The 22,124-nt window shown below is 44.6% G+C and carries 19 protein-coding genes; 9 read left to right on the plus strand and 10 right to left on the minus strand.

The features are described 5' to 3' along the window. Nucleotides 1–3 precede the first annotated feature (3 nt). Nucleotides 4–957 carry a lysylphosphatidylglycerol synthase transmembrane domain-containing protein gene (locus VTH8203_RS17235; RefSeq protein WP_096994776.1) on the plus strand — a complete coding sequence of 318 codons (954 nt, stop codon included), beginning with the start codon at nt 4–6 and terminating at the stop codon, nt 955–957. 81 nt (nt 958–1,038) lie between these two features. On the opposite strand, the gene VTH8203_RS17240 is transcribed toward VTH8203_RS17235, so the two are convergent. Continuing rightward, nucleotides 1,039–1,785 (minus strand): glycosyltransferase, encoded by a 747-nt coding sequence (locus VTH8203_RS17240; protein ID WP_096994777.1) that lies wholly within the window; start codon nt 1,783–1,785, stop codon nt 1,039–1,041. 9 nt (nt 1,786–1,794) lie between these two features. Next, nucleotides 1,795–3,666 carry a polysaccharide biosynthesis protein gene (locus VTH8203_RS17245; RefSeq protein WP_096994778.1) on the minus strand — a complete coding sequence of 624 codons (1,872 nt, stop codon included), beginning with the start codon at nt 3,664–3,666 and terminating at the stop codon, nt 1,795–1,797. 214 nt (nt 3,667–3,880) lie between these two features. Here VTH8203_RS17245 and VTH8203_RS17250 point away from each other — a divergent pair, with 214 nt between their 5' ends. The 3 genes from VTH8203_RS17250 to VTH8203_RS17260 all read left to right on the plus strand — a co-directional run bounded on the left by VTH8203_RS17250 (nt 3,881) and on the right by VTH8203_RS17260 (nt 6,716). After that, nucleotides 3,881–4,825: a UDP-glucose 4-epimerase family protein gene (locus VTH8203_RS17250; protein WP_244181248.1), complete on the plus strand. Its 945-nt coding sequence runs from the start codon at nt 3,881–3,883 to the stop codon at nt 4,823–4,825. Next, a complete protein-coding gene (locus tag VTH8203_RS17255) occupies nt 4,822–5,382 on the plus strand; it encodes a sugar transferase (protein ID WP_096994779.1) in 561 nt (186 codons plus the stop codon). The genes VTH8203_RS17250 and VTH8203_RS17255 overlap by 4 nt, the downstream gene beginning before the upstream one ends. 167 nt (nt 5,383–5,549) lie before the next feature. Continuing rightward, complete coding sequence (locus tag VTH8203_RS17260) at nt 5,550–6,716, plus strand: nucleotide sugar dehydrogenase (protein ID WP_096994780.1); 1,167 nt, start codon at nt 5,550–5,552, stop codon at nt 6,714–6,716. A 355-nt stretch (nt 6,717–7,071) separates the two neighbouring features. On the opposite strand, the gene rraA is transcribed toward VTH8203_RS17260, so the two are convergent. Next, nucleotides 7,072–7,584: a ribonuclease E activity regulator RraA gene (gene rraA, locus VTH8203_RS17265; protein ID WP_096994781.1), complete on the minus strand. Its 513-nt coding sequence runs from the start codon at nt 7,582–7,584 to the stop codon at nt 7,072–7,074. Nucleotides 7,585–7,663: 79 nt separating this feature from the next. Beyond that, nucleotides 7,664–8,581: a 1,4-dihydroxy-2-naphthoate polyprenyltransferase gene (locus VTH8203_RS17270; RefSeq protein WP_096994782.1), complete on the minus strand. Its 918-nt coding sequence runs from the start codon at nt 8,579–8,581 to the stop codon at nt 7,664–7,666. Between the two features lie 194 nt (nt 8,582–8,775). Between VTH8203_RS17270 and VTH8203_RS17275 the strand changes: the two genes are divergently transcribed. Then, a complete protein-coding gene (locus VTH8203_RS17275) occupies nt 8,776–9,066 on the plus strand; it encodes a GIY-YIG nuclease family protein (protein WP_096994838.1) in 291 nt (96 codons plus the stop codon). A gap of 233 nt (nt 9,067–9,299) precedes the next feature. Here VTH8203_RS17275 and hslU read toward each other — a convergent pair whose 3' ends face one another. From hslU to priA, 5 genes are all read right to left on the minus strand, one after another. After that, nucleotides 9,300–10,634, minus strand: a complete 1,335-nt coding sequence (hslU, locus tag VTH8203_RS17280; protein ID WP_096994783.1) for an ATP-dependent protease ATPase subunit HslU — start codon at nt 10,632–10,634, stop codon at nt 9,300–9,302. A gap of 47 nt (nt 10,635–10,681) precedes the next feature. Beyond that, nucleotides 10,682–11,215, minus strand: coding sequence for an ATP-dependent protease subunit HslV (gene hslV, locus VTH8203_RS17285; RefSeq protein ID WP_096994784.1), 534 nt, complete (start codon nt 11,213–11,215; stop codon nt 10,682–10,684). Nucleotides 11,216–11,552: 337 nt separating this feature from the next. Next, the gene (locus tag VTH8203_RS17290) at nt 11,553–12,101 is read right to left on the minus strand and encodes an SPOR domain-containing protein (protein ID WP_096994785.1); all 549 of its coding nucleotides are present in this window, start codon (nt 12,099–12,101) and stop codon (nt 11,553–11,555) included. Between the two features lie 81 nt (nt 12,102–12,182). After that, entirely contained in the window at nt 12,183–13,190 is a 1,008-nt protein-coding gene (gene cytR, locus VTH8203_RS17295; protein ID WP_096994786.1) for a DNA-binding transcriptional regulator CytR, read from the minus strand. 272 nt (nt 13,191–13,462) lie between these two features. Beyond that, a complete protein-coding gene (gene priA, locus VTH8203_RS17300; RefSeq protein ID WP_096994839.1) occupies nt 13,463–15,664 on the minus strand; it encodes a primosomal protein N' in 2,202 nt (733 codons plus the stop codon). Between the two features lie 283 nt (nt 15,665–15,947). On the opposite strand from priA, the gene rpmE reads away from it, so the two are divergent. Next, the gene (gene rpmE / locus VTH8203_RS17305) at nt 15,948–16,166 is read left to right on the plus strand and encodes a 50S ribosomal protein L31 (protein WP_006071169.1); all 219 of its coding nucleotides are present in this window, start codon (nt 15,948–15,950) and stop codon (nt 16,164–16,166) included. Between the two features lie 286 nt (nt 16,167–16,452). Further along, nucleotides 16,453–17,712, plus strand: coding sequence for a malic enzyme-like NAD(P)-binding protein (locus tag VTH8203_RS17310; RefSeq protein WP_096994787.1), 1,260 nt, complete (start codon nt 16,453–16,455; stop codon nt 17,710–17,712). Nucleotides 17,713–17,777: 65 nt separating this feature from the next. Here VTH8203_RS17310 and metJ read toward each other — a convergent pair whose 3' ends face one another. After that, nucleotides 17,778–18,098 carry a met regulon transcriptional regulator MetJ gene (metJ, locus tag VTH8203_RS17315; protein WP_006071165.1) on the minus strand — a complete coding sequence of 107 codons (321 nt, stop codon included), beginning with the start codon at nt 18,096–18,098 and terminating at the stop codon, nt 17,778–17,780. Between the two features lie 258 nt (nt 18,099–18,356). On the opposite strand from metJ, the gene VTH8203_RS17320 reads away from it, so the two are divergent. Both VTH8203_RS17320 and VTH8203_RS17325 read left to right on the plus strand, forming a co-directional pair. Continuing rightward, nucleotides 18,357–19,526: an O-succinylhomoserine (thiol)-lyase gene (locus VTH8203_RS17320; RefSeq protein ID WP_096994788.1), complete on the plus strand. Its 1,170-nt coding sequence runs from the start codon at nt 18,357–18,359 to the stop codon at nt 19,524–19,526. Between the two features lie 8 nt (nt 19,527–19,534). Then, nucleotides 19,535–21,961 carry a bifunctional aspartate kinase/homoserine dehydrogenase II gene (locus VTH8203_RS17325; protein ID WP_096994789.1) on the plus strand — a complete coding sequence of 809 codons (2,427 nt, stop codon included), beginning with the start codon at nt 19,535–19,537 and terminating at the stop codon, nt 21,959–21,961. The last annotated feature ends 163 nt before the right edge of the window (nt 21,962–22,124 follow it).

Genomic DNA, 22,124 nt, shown 5'->3' on the forward strand with positions numbered 1-22,124 from the left:
TAAATGAAAAAAAAGCTAACTAATAAGAAGAGCTTTATCTATGCTTTTATATTTATTTCATTATTTTATATATCAGTTATTTTGGTTCTTGAACAACAGTTTAGACTGGAATTGCTCAAAAAGATCAATTATCAGAATATAGTAGTAGTTGTCCTATTGTTTTTGGTTAGCATTTTTGTTAGATATTTTAGATGGCATTTGATAATGAAAAACAATGGAGAAGATCATTGTTTTTTTAGAGGGTTGTTTTTTTATGTTTCTGGTTTTGCTTTCACTGCTTCTCCGGGGAAAATAGGAGAGCTTTCGAGAGTTATTCACTATCGGGCTATCGGTGTATCATCCGATGTGGTTATATCTAGCTTTATAATAGAGCGTTTCTTTGATTTAATAGTAGTCTTGGTATTAGCATCAGTATTATTAGTAAATTTTTCGAGCCTTAAGTTAGTTGCAGTCGTAATAATTTTTATGATAACTGTAGTGGTATTGTTAGCCAACAATCTTACTTTGACTAAATCGATATGCAGGTTTTTTGTTAATAAGAACTACTTTAATACTAGAAGACTATTTTTACTGGTGTATAAGGTTTTTTGTAATGTTAACTATGGCCTTGAAACTAAAAGTTTTCTTGTATATATGTTGTTAGGAACAATGGCTTGGTGTTCTACATCATTTATTCTGGTCTATTTATCTTATATATTTGATATACAAGTAAACGGATTAGATTTGATGGCAGTTTACCCAGCAGCTATGTTGTCAGGAGCAGTATCATTTATTCCTGGAGGAGTAGGTGCAACTGAAGCGGTGATAGTGATAATATTGAATCATTGGGGGGTTTCTCTTACTGTTGCCACTACTATCGCGTTAATCGTAAGGTTTTCTACTTTATGGTTAGCAATGTTTGTAGGGATCATATGCACGATTATATCGAGCCTATTTCTTAAACAAGATAATATTTGAAGACACTTTACTAAAAAGTACATTATTTGAATGTCTTGGTTTTAAATAACTGTGACGATAGTTAATTGCCAATTAATAAAGTTAGTTACTGAAAAAGTATCTATAGGTACTTCTTATATAATAAAATTGCTCTTTTGAAAATAGTGACTTATTGCTATGTTGTGCGAAATGTACGGCTTTGAATTGAGGGTAGTAAACTACATTTATATTTAGCTCCTTTGCTCGTCTGCAAATGTCCACATCTTCGAAATACATGAAATACTTTTCATCAAATCCGTTAAGATTTTTGTATAAATCGTTTCGAAAAAGAAGAAATGATCCTGCGGCCCAATCTACGATAGTTGGGCTAAATACTTGGCTTTTATCATAAAAATCGGAGCGTTTTATCTTTAAAAGGCTTTTTAAAGGATTTAGCAAAGAGGGGAAATATCTTATTGAATAGTCATGCTGTTTAAAATTACGGTCCTTATATAGATTTATCGTAGATATTAGTGTGTTATCTTTTATAACTTTAAACATCAGATTTTTTACCGTAGAAAGCGTTATCTCAATATCAGGGTTGAGTACAAGGAAATAGTCAGTGCTTTGTAGTCCGAAGTTTCTAACAACATAGTCGAAAACTTCATTATTGTTTTCTCCGAATCCCTTACGAACAACTCCTTCAATTAAAAGTATACCGAATGATTTGCAATATCCTGTCAGTTCCTTGCTAGGTTTTGTGTTTGATTTTATGATTACAGTATATTCGCTAGCTAAAGATTGTAACGTGGAGTTATTAATAATCATATTGTCGTGATTATGGTTCACTACTGAAATAAACAATGTCACTTTTTTTCTCTAATTTTGTGGTGAGTAACCTGTCGGCGCTTTCAACAAGATTTCTTTTATACAATTCTCATCAAACTCATGACAGCAAATATCTAGTTTTTTAAGTAGAACACTCATATCCTCCCACTTAAGCATATATTCTTTGGCGGTCATGATTTTCTTATGGCCTGTACCTTCAACGTTGTCACCTATTAATAATTCTTCATAAAGCTTCTCTCCAGGCCTTAAACCAGTGAAGTGGATTTCTATATCACCATCTTGTCCACATGCTTCGATATGTTCCTTCATACCCATAAGATGGATCATTCGCTTTGCTAGATCGAGTATCTGTACTGGCTCTCCCATATCCAGAACAAAAACTTGCCCATTATGACCCATAGCTCCCGCTTGAATAACTAGTTGAGCCGCTTCTGGAATCAACATAAAGTAACGAATAATATCTGGGTGGGTTACCGTAACAGGCCCGCCCTTGCGAATTTGTTGTTTAAAAAGTGGTACGACAGACCCGGATGAGCCTAGTACATTGCCAAAGCGCACCATAGTGAAGGTGGTATCACGCTGTTTGTCAGCGAGTGCTTGTAGGACCAATTCAGCCATACGCTTTGTTGCTCCCATAACGTTTGTTGGTCTTACCGCTTTATCAGTAGAGATCAGGGTAAAATTTCGCACATTGCAGTTAATCGCTGCTTGAGCGCAATATAAGGTACCAAATACGTTGTTACGCACCCCTTCAACAATATTACTCTCGACAAGTGGTACATGTTTATAGGCAGCTGCGTGAAAAACGGTATGTACCTCGTTAGCTAACATGGTTTTTTCTAAACGATTCTGGCGTTGGACTGACCCTAATACTGGAATAATAGCTACATCGAGGTGTAAACGTTCTTTGATATTATTTAGCTCTTGATCAATCTTATACAAGTTATATTCGTTAAGCTCAAATATAACCAATGAGCGTGGTTTAAGGCGAAGAATTTGGCGGCAAAGTTCTGATCCAATTGATCCGCCAGCACCTGTCACCATTACGTTTTCACCTTCAATGTTACGAGCCATAAGTGCCATGTCTGGCTCAACGGCTTCACGGCCCAGAAGGTCGGCGACATCTAAATCCTTAATTTCTGTCGATTCCGCTTTCCCCGTCGCAATATCTTCCACTGATGGTACTGACAAGATCTCTACCGGCCAGTGCGATACCTTCTCGAGTAATCTTAGTCGCTCGCCTTTCCCTATATTATTCACAGCTAATAATACTTTTACTGGGCTATATAACCCCTTCAAATCGTCAAATTCAGAGCTATGGTAAACACGCACACCGTAAAATATCTGCCCAACTTTTTCTCGGTCATCGTCAAGAAGGGCAACTGGATGAAATTCAGCACCCTGAATAAGAGCGCTTGCAAGATCTCGACCTGCTGAGCCTGCTCCGTAGATGAACACGTTTGGCTTTTTCCTCTTGTAAACTTGATAGTACACAGAACGAATGAGTACCCTTGGTCCACCAAGCGTTAGAATGGCCAATCCCGCATAGATAAAGGGAACACTTCTTGGAATAAAGGTATGGAAAAAAAATCCTGACAGGGCAAGCGTTGTTGCTGATAGAAAGACAGCAAAGAAAATGTTACTGAGCGCGGGCAGCATCATATAGCGCAAGACTGCGCGGTACATACCTAAATTTATAAAGCAAACGATGGTAACAATAATCGTGCTAATAAGACTGAGGACTTCAGGAGTATGCAACTCAAACACATATACATTAAGGCGTAAGGCGATGGCTAGATACAAAGAAAGTGCAATAGCAAAAACATCATAAGTTATTGTTATTGAACGTTTTAACTTTCTATCGGCAGAGAGGAGAAAATTTAAAGGCGTTTGAAATAGCATGATAAACCTAGCCGCTACGAGTATATAATTATGGTTTTCTGTATTCTACCTGTTGTCACTCAAACTAGCTAGAGAGTAACTGTTAAGCCCTGATTCAGAAGTACGAAGTGATTCAAAAAAGTAAGTGGCGGTTGTTTAGGTTAGAAGTGAGCTAAGTAATTTGCTTGTTTTAAGGCATAATACACAGCTAAAGCAGACAAGGAGCGGGATAGGTGTGAACAATATCGCGGTAACGGGAGCTTCGGGTTTTTTAGGAGAGGCTTTAGTAACAACGTTAAAGCAATCTCCGAAGTATCACCCCATAGCAATGAAACGAGTTAAGTGTGCAACAGACGAAATCGAGATTGATTTATCAGTCCCTTTTGAAGTCGAAGAGGCTTTGCGTGAACAACAAATAGAAGTAGTCGTGCACTGCGCAGCTCGAGCGCACATTCTGAATGATACCGCTCAAAGTCCGATTGACGAGTATAGGGCAGTGAACACTTATGCGACCATAAGACTTGCTCAACAAGCCGCGGCCGCAGGTGTAAAGCGATTCATATTCATCAGCACTGCTAAAGTGAATGGCGAACGCAGTGACTTGGGTTGTGCGTTGACTGAGTTTGTCAGCAAGGCTCCTAGCGACCCATATGCAATGAGTAAACATGAGGCGGAGATTGAATTAGTTCGACTTGCTGAAAAGACGGGGATGGAAGTCGTCATTTTGCGTCCACCTCTGGTTTATGGCGCAGGAGTTAAAGCGAACTTTGCGGCTCTCATGAAATTGAGCCGGACGGCGCTTCCATTGCCGTTCGGAGCCATTAACAATAAACGAAGCCTAATCTCGTTAGATAATCTTATTGATATTATTTGTTGTTGTCTTGAGCACCCTTCAGCAGCCAATCAGACATTTTTGGTCTCGGACGATGATGATGTCTCTACTACTGAGCTGATAACAGAGTTGGCTAATGCCTATGAAAATCGCATCAAGCTGCTCCCTATTCCCACCGCTATTTTAGGTGGTTTGCTTAAAGTACTAGGGAAGAAGAATATTGCTGAACGAATGTTTGGTAGCCTTCAGTTTGACATCAGCCATGCAAAGCAGACGTTGAACTGGACTCCTCCATATTCTTTTAAGCAAGGCATATTAAAATTAGTAAAGGATAGCGAAGCGCAATGAACACACCTTTAACACGACTTTTAGATTTTGTATTTGCAATAACAGGGCTATGCCTCTTATGGCCAGTGATGCTTGTTGTCTATCTTGTTGGCCGAATGGATAGCGATTCTCCGATTTTCAGCCAGACGCGAGTTGGTAAAGAAGGAAAAGCTTTTACCTTGTACAAATTTCGAACGATGGTGGTATCAACACAATCGGTAGCGACGCATATGGTAGATGCTCAATTGGTCACTAAGTTGGGGTCTATTCTTCGAAAAACTAAGCTTGATGAGTTGCCTCAACTGGTTAATGTGCTTAAAGGTGAAATGAGTTTTGTAGGTCCTAGGCCTTGTTTGTTTAATCAAGAAGAACTCATTGAAGAGAGACGCGAGTTAGGTGTGGATAAAGTACTGCCAGGCATTACTGGGTTGGCTCAGGTAAATGGCATCGATATGTCTGAGCCGAAAAAGTTAGCGCAAGTAGATGCGAGAATGATAAGCAACCACTCACTATCTCAGTACTTTAGGCTAATTATCGCGACAGCCATAGGTAAGGGTGCTGGAGATCGTATACGTTAGCCAAGTGCGCCTAAATAACAAGTGAGACAAAGTGTTACTTGATTGCTTAGCGCTCGCTGTCAATAATACAAGGCTAGAGAAACTGGTGATTTGACTAAGTGTGTCCACATAAATTATGACGCCTTAGATAACCAGCTAAAATGATAATCAATTTGTAAGATGAAACTATGAAAATAGCGGTTGCAGGAACAGGCTATGTTGGCCTATCAAATGCGATGTTGCTGGCTCAGAATCATGAGGTAGTAGCGGTAGATATTAACGCAGAAAAGGTTGAGATGCTGTGCAATAGGCAATCGCCGATTGTTGATAGTGAAATTGAAGCGTTTTTGAAGCGTGATGACTTAAACTTTACGGCTACTCTGGACAAAGAGTTAGCGTATTCTGGTGCGGACTATGTGATTGTTTCTACACCGACAGATTATGACCCACAAACCAACTATTTTAATACCAGCTCGGTTGAAGCGGTGATTAAAGATGTGATGGCGATTAACCCTGATGCGGTCATTGTTATCAAGTCCACCGTACCGGTTGGTTACAGTGCGCGTATTTGTGAAGAGCTGGGTACCGAGAACGTGTTCTTCTCTCCAGAGTTTTTACGTGAGGGGAGCGCCCTTTACGACAACCTCAATCCGTCTCGTATTATTATTGGTGAGCGCAGTGAACGTGCAAAAGTGTTCGCTGACCTATTGGTGGAAGGGGCTCAAAAAGAGAATATTGATGTGTTGTTTACTGATTCAACTGAAGCTGAAGCGGTGAAATTGTTCTCAAACACCTACCTCGCAATGCGCGTGGCCTACTTCAATGAGTTAGATTCTTATGCTGAAGCGCATGGATTGGATACACGCCAAATCATCGAAGGTGTGGCGCTAGATCCACGTATTGGTGGTCACTACTGCAATCCATCATTTGGCTATGGTGGTTACTGTTTACCCAAAGATACTAAGCAGTTGCTTGCTAATTACCAAGAAGTACCAAATAACATTATTGGTGCAATCGTTGATGCGAACCGTACTCGTAAAGACTTTATTGCTGAATCTATCTTAAAGCGTGAGCCTAAAGTGGTTGGCGTGTATCGACTCATCATGAAGTCGGGCTCGGATAACTTCCGAGCATCCAGTATTCAGGGCATTATGAAGCGTCTGAAAGCAAAAGGTATTGAAGTTATTGTTTATGAGCCAGTGCTGAAAGAAGAGCACTTCTTCCACTCACGCGTGATTCAAGATGTTGATGCGTTTAAGCAAGAAGCCGATTTGATTATTTCAAACCGTATGTTGCCAGAGTTGGCTGATGTCGCTGACAAAGTGTATACGCGTGACTTGTTTGGTAATGACTAGAGACTAATAACTTGAAATAGGCCGTCATTTTTACGGAAGTGAGGGTCTTCTGAAGCGTATGACTGTTTTGAATAGTCGTAGGTGTGAAAGTGTTCAAATTGCCGCATGATGAATTTAGATGTTGGCTGTGAGGAGGCACTTGCTGCGCGAGATTTCCTTTTTCAAGGAAATGACGGTTGGAGTCGTTATCTTCACGGAGGTGGCGACCTTGTGAAGTGTACAACGCGCTTTGGGAGATCCCCTTTTTCAAGGGGATGACGGATTGCTGCGGATGACGGCTTGCTTGGGAGTGACGGATTATTTGAGAATAATGGATTGTTTCTAAAGAGATAGCGTGTTGCGTCTCTTGTGACGTTTATTCTTCAACCGCCTCTTCATCCTCAAAGTTCATATCGAGAGGCTCAGGAGAGAGAATCACTCCAGTATTGTCCGCGTACACGTAATCTTCAGGTAAGAAGGTCACGCCGCCAAAATTAACTGGCACATCAACTTCACCAACTTCGGATTGCGCAGCGCCAACAGGGATAGAAGCTAGTGCTTGAATACCAAGGTTCATGTCTTCCAACTCATCCACTTCGCGCACGCAGCCATAAACGATGAGACCTTCCCATTCGTTATCTTCTGCCAATTGGGCAATTTCGGCATCAATCAGGGCTTTACGTAGTGAACCGCCCCCATCGATAAGAAGAACGCGGCCCACGCCGTCTTGTTCTAAGATCTCACGGATAACCCCGTTGTCTTCAAAACATTTAACCGAAGTGATTTGACCTGCAAATGAGGCTCGGCCGCCAAAGTTACTAAACATTGGTTCAACAACGTCTACCTGGTCTAGGTAGATATCACATAGGGCTGAAGTACTGTATTCCATGGCGACTCTTCTTTGTCATTTACAAAAGGTATAAATCGAGTATATCGGTTGAATAGGTCAATGCAATGACAAGGCTCAATTAAGTCATCAGAGTTTGAGCTATAACCACTCCCGAAAATAAGATATTAGTGACTAATGAACACTTAACCACAATCGGCATCATAGGGGCAATCTGTGCTGGTCGGGTTGCTTGCCAGACCGCTCTGCCATGTTTTATCACAACAATTAAACTGATGACAAATGGAAGGCTAATCCACAGTGGTGATTGTTGTAAAACGAGATAACAAGCGAATGCAATCACTGCGCATAGTAACAGAGTGAAATGGTAGATTTTTGCTTTGTGCTCTCCGAGTCTCACCGCCACAGTGTGCTTGCCACAGGCGCTGTCATTCTCAATGTCGCGCATATTGTTGACGTTGAGCACGGCAACCGCGAGCAATCCACAGCCGACCGCGGGTAAGAAGAGTAGGGAATCGATATGACCAGTATGCAAGAAATAGGTACCGGATACGCCGAGTAGACCAAAGAAAATAAAAACGGAAATATCACCCAACCCAGCATAACCATAAGGTTTATTACCAACGGTGTAGGCAATCGCTGCGATAATGGCTAAGACACCCAGCCCAATAAACGTGATGATGCTTTGTGCTGAATCGAGCGCATGAAACACCAAGCCTAATCCGGCGACGATGGTCAATACGATATTTAAAACGATGGCCTTCTTCATGTCTTGTTGGGACACTGCACCCGACTGTATTGCGCGTGTTGGGCCCAAACGATTGTCGTTGTCCGTGCCTTTGACTGCGTCACCATAATCATTGGCTAAGTTGGAGAGAATCTGTAGTAACATCGCGGTAACTAGAGCGAGAAAGGCGACACTCCAAGACATACTACCAGTTGAGAAGGCAAGTGCGCTGCCTGTAATGATAGACACTAAAGCGAGTGGGAGTGTTTTAGGTCTGGCTGCGTCGAGCCAAATGCGGACTGATTGATTCATCGTAGACTTATGCTTTAACAATTTGGTTTAAGTATACGGGAAAAGTATGCATGGCTAAATACGCATTATCTTTAAGGGCATAGTATGGGATTAGTATGATAAATCGAAATACGTGAAGTGCGCTGAAAAGAGACTTTGGATAAATGTCTAGCATGGTGGGATGGAATGATGTCAAACTGATAAGGGAATATCTGATGACGAAACAACCGTGTGTTTACATTACCGCTTCCAAGGGGAGTGGGGTTATCTATATTGGGGTAACGTCAAATCTACAACAGCGCATTTGGAAGCACCGGAATGGCGTAACTGATGGGTTTGTGAAGAAATATAATGTCTATCACCTTGTACATTATGAGTTGTTTGATTGTATGGAAGACGCTATTGCCCGTGAGAAGCAGATTAAGCACTGGAATCGCTCGTGGAAGAATGAACTTGTGACTAGTCATAACCCTTATTGGCGAGACTTGACGCCAGATTTGTGGTGAATAGTGTTCAATTTTCAGCTTGATGAGTTTAGATGTTGGCTGTAATGGAGGCACTTGTTGTACGAGATTTCCTTTTTCAAGGAAATGACGGTTAACGTCGTCATCTTCACGACAGTGAAGATCTTCTAAAGCGCGTGACTCTTCTGAATAGTCGCAAGCGTGGATCAGTTTATGACTAACAATAAAAAAACGGCGCTTCAAAAGCACCGTTCGATCACTCTTACATCAAGTCGTCAAAGAATAAAACGACTCAAATCTTCGTCTTCGACAAACTCGCCAAGTTTTGACTTCACGTAACCTGAATCAATCGTCAGTTTTGAACCCGGCTTATCCGTTGCATCGAATGAAATCTCATCCATCAAGCGCTCCATAACTGTATGCAGGCGGCGAGCACCAATGTTCTCGGTCGTCTCGTTTACTGTCCAAGCGGCGTCTGCAATTTGCTGAATGCCGTCTTCAGTAAACTCTACGTCTACCTCTTCAGTTTTCATCAAGGCAATGTACTGTTCGGTGAGTGATGCTTTTGGCTCGGTCAAGATACGTTTAAAGTCATCACTGCTAAGGGCTTCCAGTTCAACACGAATTGGCAGACGACCTTGCAGCTCTGGGATCAAGTCCGATGGTTTTGCTAGTTGGAATGCGCCAGAGGTGATAAACAGGATATGGTCAGTTTTAACCATGCCGTGCTTGGTTGACACTGTGCTGCCTTCGATAAGAGGCAGTAAATCACGCTGCACACCTTCACGAGACACATCAGGACCTGAGGCTTCACCGCGTTTACAGATTTTATCGATCTCATCGATAAACACGATACCGTTGTTCTCAACGTTGTAGATCGCTTGCTCTTTGAGCTCTTCTTGGTTTACCAGTTTTGCGGCTTCTTCTTCAGTAAGTGCTTTGAAAGCATCTTTGATTTTCAGCTTGCGCTTTTTCTTGGTATCGCCACCTAGATTTTGGAACATGCTTTGCAGCTGGTTGGTCATTTCTTCCATGCCAGGAGGCGCCATGATTTCAACGCCCATTTGTGGTGCTGCAGTTTCGATATCGATCTCTTTATCGTCTAATTTACCTTCGCGCAGTTTCTTGCGGAAAATTTGACGAGTATTGGACGAGCCTTCTTCTTTCTGTTCGTTTTGACCCCAAGCATCTCGAGCTGGTGGTAAAAGGGCATCAAGAATACGCTCTTCGGCTTGCTCTTCGGCACGGAAAGTGACTTTTTCCATTGCCTGTTGATGAGTCATCTTAATTGCTACATCAGTCAGATCGCGAATGATGGTTTCCACTTCTTTGCCTACGTAGCCCACTTCGGTGAACTTAGTGGCTTCCACTTTGATGAAAGGCGCATTGGCAAGCTTGGCTAAGCGGCGAGCGATTTCTGTTTTACCGACACCGGTAGGGCCGATCATGAGAATGTTTTTAGGTGATACTTCCGCACGCAAACTTTCTTCAAGTTGCATACGGCGCCAGCGGTTGCGAAGAGCGATCGCCACAGAGCGCTTCGCTTTATCTTGACCAATAATATGGCGGTTTAGCTCGTGAACAATCTCACGTGGAGTCATCTCAGACATAATCAATTCCTTACAAAATTTCAGACACTATTTTGATTTTTTGGATGCTACTGCGCATCGCTTTCTAGTTCTTCAACAGTGTGATAATGGTTAGTGAATACGCAGATGTCGCCTGCAATTTTAAGGGATTTTTCCGCGATTTCACGGGCATCTAAATCGGTGTTTTCTAGTAACGCGATAGCGGCTGCTTGAGCGAAATTACCACCAGAACCAATAGCAATTAGGTCATTTTCTGGTTGAACGACATCACCATTACCTGTGATGATTAATGATGCGGTCTCATCAGCGACGGCAAGTAAGGCTTCTAGTTTGCGCAGAGCACGATCGCTGCGCCAGTCTTTGGCTAATTCAACCGCAGCTTTGGTCAGGTGACCTTGGTGCATTTGTAGTTTGCTTTCAAAGCGCTCAAACAGAGTAAACGCGTCAGCCGTGCCGCCAGCAAAGCCCGCTAGTACTTTGTTGTTGTATAGTCTACGAACTTTACGAGCATTCCCTTTCATTACGGTGTTGCCTAGGGATACTTGTCCATCACCAGCGATCACGACTTTGTTATTTCGGCGTACAGATACAATAGTAGTCACGACGTTTGCCTCACATTGGTTTTAATTCGGGTATGAATGGGATATGTGGACGCGAGGAATGTAATTCAAGGGAGGTAAGAGCGATACTGGAAAAAGATGGTCTTAGGCCCTAGGCAAGTGTTTGACTTAGGGGGCGAGAAAAATAGCCTCTACAAGAACCACAAAATATCATCACAGTATATCGTCATCTCCTTGAAAAAGGAGATCTCCCAGAGCGCCTAGCAAACTCGATTGATTTAAGTGAGTCAAGCGCTTCAGGAGATCTTCACTTTCGTGAAGATGACGGAGTGGGTGTGAAGATGACGGAATCGATGTAAAAGCATCGAATGGTAAGATGCTACTGCGAGTCCTTCCAAATCGCACACGGCTCTATTTTTGCACGTTGCAACTTGTGTTTATCTCGTTCAGCGTCGCGCTTAAGTGAGTAAGGGCCGAGCACCACTCGGAACCAACTGCTGCCTTCTTTCTTACGAATCGAGCTTGAGAGTCCCTGAAAAGCAATATCCAGCTTACGCGCTTCAGCTTGGGCGAGGGTTTTATACGCGCCACACTGCATGATGTAAGGGATTTTAGAAACCACTTGTTCTTTCGCTTGCACTTCTATTTCGCGTTTAGGCAGCGTTTCAACGTAGTCCCACTTTTCTTCTGGTGGCGGTGGAATGGGCTTCGCGGGCTTAGGCTTAGGTTTGGCGATCGGCACCGTTTCAGCTGGCATCGGTTGTTCTGGCTCTGGATCATTACTTAAGGTGTAAAGACCATAACCAAAAACGCCGGCAAGCACGATTGCCAAAAGGCCACTACGCCATGGTTTCTTACCAGAAGGTTTCTTTTTTGCTGGTCGGCGACTGGTACCTTTACCACGCCTTACATAGTCACGGTTTGCCACGAAGATAGGTTCTAATTGAATGAATTAACTGACCTCATGGTAAATACCACAAGGTCAAGTTGCAAGTCAGTATCGTGCTAACTATAGGATTCTTGGAGGAGCAGCACTGTTGCGGATCACAAGTTCGGTATCCAGTAGTCTTGAACCCGCGCTAACATCGACACCTTTCAGTACTTCAAGCATCATATACATGGCTTGGCGACCAATCTCATAGCGAGGTTGTGAGACCGTCGTTAGAGGCGGATCGCAATACTGTGCAAACTGAATATCATCAAAGCCAACCACTGATAAGTCTTGCGGTACTCGCAGTCCTAATTTTTTCGCCTCTTGCATGGCGCCAATGGCCATAATGTCGTTGTGGCAAAAGATGGCTGTCGGCGGTTCTGGTAGAGCCAGAAGATTGCGAATCAAACGCGCGCCAGCTTCAAAGGTGAAATCGCCTTTCACGGTATAAGCGGGGTTCATCTGCAATCCGGCTCTGCGCAGAGCTTGTTGATACCCTTGTTGTCTGAAGCGACATAAAAACGCCGTATCCGGTCCCGCGATTTGTGCAATCCTTCTATGCCCCAACTGCGACAAATAGTTTACGGCTTCAAATGCAGAGGTAAGGTTGTCGATATGCACGGTAGGAAGCTCAAGTTCAGGGGCAAACTCACAAGCCATGACGATAGGGGGGAGGTTTTTCTGTTCAGGCTTACTGATATCAAAAGGTAAGTCGGTGCCAAGTAACAGCATGCCATCTGCTTGCTTAGTGAACACCAAGTTTACAAATGATGTTTCGCGCTTTTTTGATTGGCCGCTGTCTCCCAGCAGCACCAAATACCCATGTTCCATCGCTGCATCTTCGATACCTCGAATGATCTCCGAAAAATACGGATCACAGATGTCTGGCACGATAGTAACAATGGTCTTGGATTCATTCCTACGTAAGTTACGCGCCAGAGAGTTAGGAGAATAGCCAGCTTCGAGAACCGCATCTTCGACTCGCTTTCGAGTGGACGATGAGACCTTCTCGGGGTTCATCAGTGCTCTAGATACCGTAGCCGTTGAGACGCCTGCAAGCTGGGCAACATCCTTCATTGTCGCCATAAACGTGAGTCCTCTTATTTTCAGTGTGACTAAATTAGACTGCGATTTATTATGTTTTGTTATGCAATCTAGCGGGTTATAACTTGGTTAAATGTTTCATTTGTCTAATAAATAGCGCGAATGAAACGTTGGCTTTAATGATGAACTATTAATAAATATTATTCATTTATCTAGGGAAAGTTACGGGCCTATTAACATATTTTGCATTGCAATTGTGAAGCTTATCACAACCAGAGCTAGTTATAGTTTTGAAATTAATCACTTCTTAGCGTTTAACTGAGATCTTGTGGCTCGATATCCATTGACCAGCGAACTTTCTTTGCGAGTGGTAATTGCGCGATCACAGGTTTAGCACTGGTGATGATTTTTTGCATCAATGGTCGTGTAGGCACTTGAAGCATCAATTGCCACCTCGCTTTCCCTGCACGCTTAGCAATAGGTGCTGGTGTAGGACCTAACACCATCGAATGATGATCAAATAACGGATGCGCCTCAAGTGAATGTCTCACTTGACGCAAAAACGCCTCAACGTCATTGCTGTTGTTAGCTTCGGCACGAATCAAAGTTAGGAAGCTAAACGGTGGCAGCATAGCCAATTTACGCTCTTCAATCACGGTTTCTGCAAAATGACGATAGTCTTTATGCAGTAGTGATTGCAGCAGAGGATGGTCAGGGTGGTGCGTTTGCAGCAGCACTTCACCGGGCTTACTCGCTCGGCCTGCGCGGCCGGCCACTTGGATGAAGAGCTGTGCCAGTCTTTCCGACGCTCTGAAATCGCTGCTGTATAGCGAGCCGTCCACATCTAATAATGCTACTAAGGTCACGTTCGGGAAGTGGTGACCTTTGGCGAGCATTTGCGTACCAATCAGTATTTGGTATTCATTCCTTTTAATCGCCTCAAGCGCACTCTCAAGGCTGCCTTTACGACGAGTGCTGTCTCTATCAATTCGAATGGTATTAAAATCAGGGAACAGACTTTCAAGCTGTGCTTCAAGCTGCTCGGTACCCACACCAACGGTGACAAGCTGATTGGAGCCACAACTTTCGCACTGATGAATCGTGGGTCGCTGTGAACCACAGTGGTGGCAGCGAATCTCATTACTAGATTGATGGTAGGTGTAGTAGGCGTCGCAGCGACGGCACTCAGCGGTCCATCCGCATTCATGACACATCAACGCTGGGCTGAAACCTCGACGGTTAAGAAACAGCATTACCTGATTGCCCAGTTCTAAGTGGCGACGTATCTCAGCAATAAGGGGAGCGGACAAGCCCGCTTCTAAGTATTGCCCTTTGACATCGATAACCTTGTTGGTCGTTGGCACTGCAAGACCTGCGCGTTGGCTCAAAATCAGATGGTGATACTTACCACTCAGCGCGTTTTGCAGAGTTTCTATCGATGGTGTTGCAGAACCAAGTACAATTGGAATCAGTTCTTTATTGGCACGCATGACGGCGACGTCACGCGCGTGGTAACGTAGGCTGTCTTGCTGCTTATATGATGTGTCGTGTTCTTCATCGACAATAATAATGCCGAGATCAGCAAATGGTGTGAGTAACGCCGAGCGTGTGCCAATAACAATCCCTGCGACTTTATCACGAGCACTCAACCATGCATTCAACCGTTCGGTATCGTTAAGCCCAGAGTGAATTACTTCAATAGGCACGTTGAAACGCTTTTTAAAGCGGTTAATGGTTTGTGGTGTTAAACCAATCTCTGGCACTAAGACAAGCGCTTGCTGGCCGCGCTCAAGTACTGGTGCGATCATTTGCAGATAAACTTCGGTTTTCCCCGAACCTGTCACCCCTTCTAGCAGGTAGCAGCCGAATTCGGTTTGGCTATTTACTGACGCGATCGCTACAGCTTGTTCAGCATTCAGCCTCAGCTCTGTCGGTGGGTTGGTCATCGTTTCTGGCCAACGTGGAGTAGGGGCTAGCTTCTCATGCGATTCAATCCAGCCTTTCTCAGTCAGTGTTTTTAAGACACTAGAGCTGACTTCATTATCAATGAACGCCTGATGAGCACAAGGGCCAGACTCCAGCATATGCATGACTTTTGCTTGTTGCACAGCTCGTCCAAACCCAGCCATGAGCTGATTCTTGCCTGCTTCTGTAATACGCCACTCAACGGTGGCAGCAAACTCTGCAGGCTTTCCTTTGCGCAATGACGAGGGTAGAGCGTTGTTTAACGTGTCGCCCAATGGGTGTTGATAGTATTGGCTACACCAAGAGATGAGATCGAACAGTGGCTTTGGCCAGACAGGGCTGGTATCAAGTGCCGCTTTGATGGGCTTGAGCTGATCAATGGGGAAGTCAGATTGATGGCTGAATTGAGTAACGATACCGACTAAGGTTTGGCGTCCAAAAGGCACAGATACTCGGCCACCCACCACTGGGAAGAGGTGCGTTGGGACCAGATAATCGAACTGTTTATCCAGTGGCACAGGCAGTGCAACACGAGCAACATTTGGGCGCATAGTAGAGTCGATATTGTTCAGAGAAAGGGTCATTCTACCTAGCTAATTCGTTTAGGAGAAACCGTTAATTGAAGAAACTCAGTCAATCCATCTAAAGGTGGCGAAAAAAGTGGCAATTTTAGTTGATCCTAAAGGCACTATTCATTACTATACTGCGCCTTGATGGTATGGCTTGTTCTACATTTAATGCAGTAATAGCGATACCATAAGTCTTTTATTAAACTACGTGTGGTGTCCGGCTCAGAATCGGATGGCGACACGGCCTAAACTTTGAGGTTTCCCCATGAAAGCTGGTATCCACCCAGAATACAAAGCAGTAACAGCAACTTGCTCTTGCGGCAACACATTCGAATTCAACTCTACTCTAGGTAAAGATTCTATCCACCTAGACGTATGTGACAAGTGCCACCCATTCTACACTGGTAAGCAACGTATCGTTGATACAGGCGGCCGTGTTGATCGCTTCAACAAGCGTTTCGGTGCTCTATCTAGCAAGAAGTAATCTTACTTTTGCAGATTCTAGAAAAGGACGCTTCGGCGTCCTTTTTGTTTTGAAGCAAAAATAAAACAATTCTGTATACAATCCATTCAAAATTCTAACTATCTAGCGTAGTATTAATACATCAGAGTGACGAACTGCTGTCACTACGACTATGCGTCAGTACCCCCGTTCGTGTTGTCCACTCTGCTAAGTCTGCAACCCTTTAGAAGCAAAGTTAACAAATACAAAGCGGTTTAGACTCACACATTCAGTCTTTAATACTCGTAGAATAAGCAGGATTGTAACCATGTCCGATGACCAACAAAACGACGAATTTCGCCAACAAGCGCTTGATTATCATGCCAACCCCGTCCCTGGAAAAATTGAAATTGCTCTGACTAAGTCTGCTGACTCAGCGGCTGACCTCGCCCTTGCATACAGCCCCGGTGTGGCTGAGCCAGTGCGTGAAATCGCACAAAACTCTGAAAATGTTTATAAGTACACTGCCAAAGGTAACATGGTGGCGGTCATTTCTAATGGTACGGCGATTTTGGGACTAGGTAATTTAGGTCCACTGGCGTCGAAACCGGTTATGGAAGGTAAGGCACTGTTGTTTAAGCGTTTTGCTGGTCTAGACTCTATCGATATCGAAGTGAAACATCGCACGATTGATGAGTTTGTTGATACGGTAGCCAATATCTCTGATACCTTCGGTGGTATTAACCTAGAAGATATTAAAGCCCCAGATTGCTTTGAGATTGAACGTCGCCTGATTGAACGCTGTGATGTTCCGGTGTTTCACGACGACCAGCACGGTACTGCGATTGTAACCGCTGCAGGTATGCTGAACGCGATTGAACTACAAGGAAAAGATCTGAAAGAAGCGCGCATTGTGTGCCTTGGCGCTGGTGCGGCAGCTATCGCGTGTATGGAGCTACTGATTAAATGTGGCGCGATGCGTGAGAAGATCTACATGCTTGATCGTAAAGGGGTGATTCACACTCGCCGCGACGATTTGAACGAGTATAAAGAGCTGTTTGCCAACAACACCGACATGCGAACTTTGGAAGATGTCATTGAAGGGGCGGATCTGTTCCTAGGTGTATCGGGCCCTGACTTACTTGAACCAGAAGCTTTGAAACTGATGGCGGATAAGCCCATTGTGTTTGCCTGCTCAAACCCAGATCCAGAAATCAAACCTGAGCTTGCTCATGACGTACGTGATGACCTGATTATGGGCACAGGGCGCTCTGACTACCCTAACCAAGTAAACAATGTCCTGTGCTTCCCATTTATCTTCCGCGGCGCGCTTGATGTACGTGCAAGTGAAATTAATGACGAAATGAAGCTAGCTGCGGTTGAGGCAATTCGTGAGCTTGCCAAAGAAGAAGTACCACAAGAGGTGCTTAAAGCGGCTGGTGTAGAGTCACTTACTTTTGGCAAGGAGTACATCATTCCCAAACCAATGGATCCACGTTTGCTGCCACGTGTAGCCAAAGCGGTTGCTCAAGCTGCAGTCGATTCCGGTGTGGCGCGAATTGAGATGCCAGAAAATTATATGGCGTAGTTTTTCACAGTCAACGAAACAAAAAGACGGCGTGAATGCCGTCTTTTTTGATTCTATATCAGAATTTATTCTTCATCGAACGCTTCAAACTCAATGCCCATTGCCGTCATCAGCTCTTTCGCTTCTGTTGGAATGTCATCGGGGCGGTCTTTTCTCAAATCTTCATCGGTTGGAAGCGGTTGACCGGTGTAGGCGTGTAGGAAGGCTTCGCACAATAGTTCACTATTAGTTGCGTGGCGTAAGTTATTGATTTGGCGACGAGTACGTTCATCAGTCAATACCTTTAGCACCTTCAACGGGATAGACACCGTGATCTTCTTAACTTGTTCGCTTTTTTTTCCGTGCTCCGCGTATGGGCTAATGTATTCGCCGTTCCAATCTGCCATTGCACACCTTCGCTCTGTTAATCATAAGTAGTCGTAATAAGAATGCTGCAATTTTAGCGGGATTTACTGCCATAAGCAAAGACATATGGACGTCTAGAAGTGTTGACGTCTCACAAAATGGAAAGTAAAGTGGACATTGATTTTAACGCAATGTTAATTTTCTAGTGTTTGCCTCTTTTGTTGGTTTCATATTGACAGACAAAAGTAGACACTGAGCAACACCCATCAGCCCAATGCGATTTGATAAAGGAAGTTTCTATGAGCAATCGGAAGCCAGCGACAATAGCCGTACGTACTGGTATCGAATCAGATACCCAGCATCACGCTGTGGTACCGCCAATTTACCTTTCTACTAACTATGGCTTCCCTGCGTTTGGAGAAGTCCCCACTTATGACTATACCCGTTCGGGCAATCCAAATCGCGGTTTGTTGGAACAAGCGTTGTATGAGCTCGAATCGGGCAAAGGAGCGGTGGTCACTAACTGTGGCACCTCGGCACTGAACTTGTGGGCATCGGCTTTTTTAGGGCCTGAAGATACCATTGTGGCACCACACGACTGCTATGGTGGTAGTTATCGATTGTTCAATACTCGAGCTCAAAAGGGGGACTTCAAAGTCCTGTTTGTCGATCAAGGTGACGACGCAGCACTAGAGGCAGCACTTGAAACGAAACCTAAACTCGTTTTACTTGAAACTCCATCCAACCCTTTGGTTCGTGTGGTCGATATCGCGGCTGTATGCGAAAAAGCCAAAAAAGTCGGTGCGCTGGTGGCGGTAGACAATACCTTTTTAACTCCGGTATACCAAAAGCCTTTGGAGCTCGGAGCTGACTTTGTTATCCATTCAACCACTAAATATCTCAACGGTCACTCGGATGTGATTGGTGGTGTGGTGATCACTAAAACGGAACAACACGCGGAAGATCTCGCCTGGTGGGGTAACTGCATTGGCGCAACAGGGACACCGTTTGATAGTTACATGACGCTGCGCGGCATTCGTACGCTTGGGGCGCGTATGCGTGTGCATGAAGAGAGCTCACAACACATTCTTGAATTCCTAAAACAGCAGCCTCTGGTTAAAGTGATTTATCACCCAAGCTTACCGGAACATCCAGGACATGAGATTGCCAAGAAACAGCAATCAGGCTTTGGGTCGATGCTCAGTTTTGAATTTGCGGGAAGTTTTGAGCAGCTAAAATACTTCGTTGGTGAGCTTAAGCTATTCTCGCTGGCTGAATCACTTGGCGGTGTCGAGAGTTTGATTTGTCACCCTGCCTCAATGACCCATCGAGCGATGGGCGAAGCCGCGCTAGAAGAAGCGGGAGTGTCGCAGCAACTATTGCGTCTGTCTGTTGGACTGGAAGATGCCACTGACCTTATTGACGATTTACAACAAGCATTTGATAAAGCGAAAACATTCCAAGGATAAGTTGAGTTATGAGTACCACACCCGCTCCGACCAAGAAGCAACTACATAAATTTGGCGGCAGTAGCTTAGCTGACCCTGAGTGTTATCGTCGCGTTGTTTCTATTCTTAAAGATTATTCACACAGCGAAGATCTTATTGTGGTGTCTGCCGCGGGCAAAACCACAAACCGTTTAATCGAGTTTCTCGATGCGCTCAATAAAGATGGTCGTATTGCTCACGAGCACCTTCAATCGCTAAGGCAGTTCCAAATCGAGCTGGTTCGTGAGCTGTTGCAAGGTGATGACGCTGAACAGCTTGTCTCTTTGCTCAGCGACGAGTTTAGTACTTTAGGTGAATTGAGCTATCCCCTAAATGATGCGCAGCGTGCGGCCGTATTGGGCCACGGTGAAGTGTGGTCTTCACGATTGCTTGCAGCACTTTTACGCCAATCGGACCTACCGGCAGTTGCACAAGACGCACGAGCTTTCTTGCGGGCAGAATTTGGTACCCAGCCAGAAGTGGATCGTGCCAAGTCCTATGCTCTGATTAAAGATGTGTTAGCTCAGCATGCGCATCACCGCATTGTGATCACAGGTTTTATGGCGCAAAGCGATGAAGGCGATACAGTATTGCTAGGGCGCAACGGTTCTGATTATTCGGCGACGGTGATTGGAGCACTTGCTGAGGTCTCTTGCGTGACCATTTGGAGTGACGTTGCGGGCGTCTACAGCGCCGACCCTCGAGTCGTGAGTGATGCTTGTCTATTGCCATTACTCCGTTTGGATGAGGCAAGCGAGTTAGCTCGATTGGCCGCTCCTGTGCTGCATAGCCGCACCCTTCAGCCAGTGGCGCAAAGCGTGATGGATTTAAACTTGCGTTGCAGCTATCAACCTGAATCAGGCTCTACTCGAATAGAGCGTGTGCTGGCCTCTGGACGTGGTGCTAAAATTATTACCTCGTTAGATGAAGTGCTGTTGATCGACCTCGCGTTTGCTAGCGGCCATGATTTTGAACGCGCGCAAAATGAAGTACTGAATGGACTAAAGCGCGCACAGCTTGAACCGTTAGCGTTTGAAGCGCAGTCTGATCAGGCTCGTTTGCGTCTTGCGTACACCGCTGAAATAGCCTCAGGAGCACTTAATGAGTTGCAAGATTTAGCGATTGAAGCCGAGATTAAGCTCAGAGAAGGGTATTCCATGTTGGCTGCTGTAGGCGCTGGCGTGACTAAGAATGCCAACCACTGTTTTGGTTTTTATCAGCAGCTTAAGCACGCACCGGTAGAGTTTTTCTCCGAAGCTGAATCCAAGTTAAGTCTTGCGGCTGTGTTGAGAAAATCAGATATCCAACCTCTGCTTAAGTCAGTACACACTCAGTTGTTCCAAGCTCAAAAACGCGTTGCGGTCGCTTTATGTGGTAAAGGCAACATTGGCTCTAGCTGGTTGGCATTATTTAAAGAGCAAAAAAGTGAGTTAGAAAAACGTCGTGGAATGAGTTTCAACTTGGTTGCGGTTGTGGATAGCCAAACCTATTGGTTTGATGACCAAGGCATCAATGAACAGACGGTATTGGCGCGCTATGAAGATGAAGCGGTCGTATACCAAGGCGATATTTGGCTACAGCAGCTTGCTAACCTTCAAGGTTATGACGAAGTTGTGGTTCTTGATGTTACGGCAAGCCCAGCGCTTGCCGCGCAGTATCAAAGCATCGCTGAAAATGGCATGCACCTAATTTCTGCTAACAAGGTGGCAGGTTCTGCGCCTAGTGTGAGCTACCACGCTGTACAAGATGCCTTCTCGAAAACGGGACGTCACTGGTTGTATAACGCCACGGTAGGTGCAGGGTTGCCGATTAACCATACGGTGCGTGATTTGCGTGAAAGTGGGGATGATATTGTGGCGTTGTCCGGTATCTTCTCGGGGACACTATCTTGGCTATTCCAGCAATTTGATGGCAGTGTGCCATTTAGTGAGCTGGTGGACTTAGCTTGGCAACAAGGCTTGACGGAACCGGACCCTCGTGCCGATCTGGATGGCTCTGATGTGATGCGTAAGCTGGTTATTCTTGCCCGCGAATCTGGGTTAGATATTGAGCCTGATGCGGTAGCGGTAGAGTCATTGGTGCCTGAAGAGCTCAAAGAACTCTCTCTGGATGGCTTCTTTGAAAAGGCAGAACTACTGAGTGAAATCTTGCAAGAACGTCTTGAGAAGGCCCTGCGTGAAGATAAAGTACTGCGTTATGTGGCGCGTTTAGATCGTCAAGGAAAAGCTCGTGTGGGCATTGAGGCGCTGTCTCAGGAGCACGCTCTGGCCAACTTGCTGCCTTGTGACAATATCTTCGCTATCGAAAGTAAATGGTACAAAGAGAACCCACTTGTGATTCGTGGTCCAGGCGCTGGGCGTGAAGTCACTGCTGGTGCGATTCAGTCAGATTTAAATTTAATGTCGAGTTTCTTTTAGCGGACACTAAGTTGTTGGTTTTGAATTCCTTTTATCTCTATCTCTAGGTTAGCGATACTGAGCAGACCCCTAATCGTTGAATACTAATGATTGGGGTTTTTTATTTGTCGCTTTTTCTTTAGGTGCCTTTTGCCCCAGTCTGCGTCATCTTCACGAAAGTGAA

Origin of the sequence: Vibrio thalassae (genome assembly GCF_900089835.1) — a bacterium.
Taxonomy (GTDB): Bacteria; Pseudomonadota; Gammaproteobacteria; order Enterobacterales; family Vibrionaceae; genus Vibrio; species Vibrio thalassae.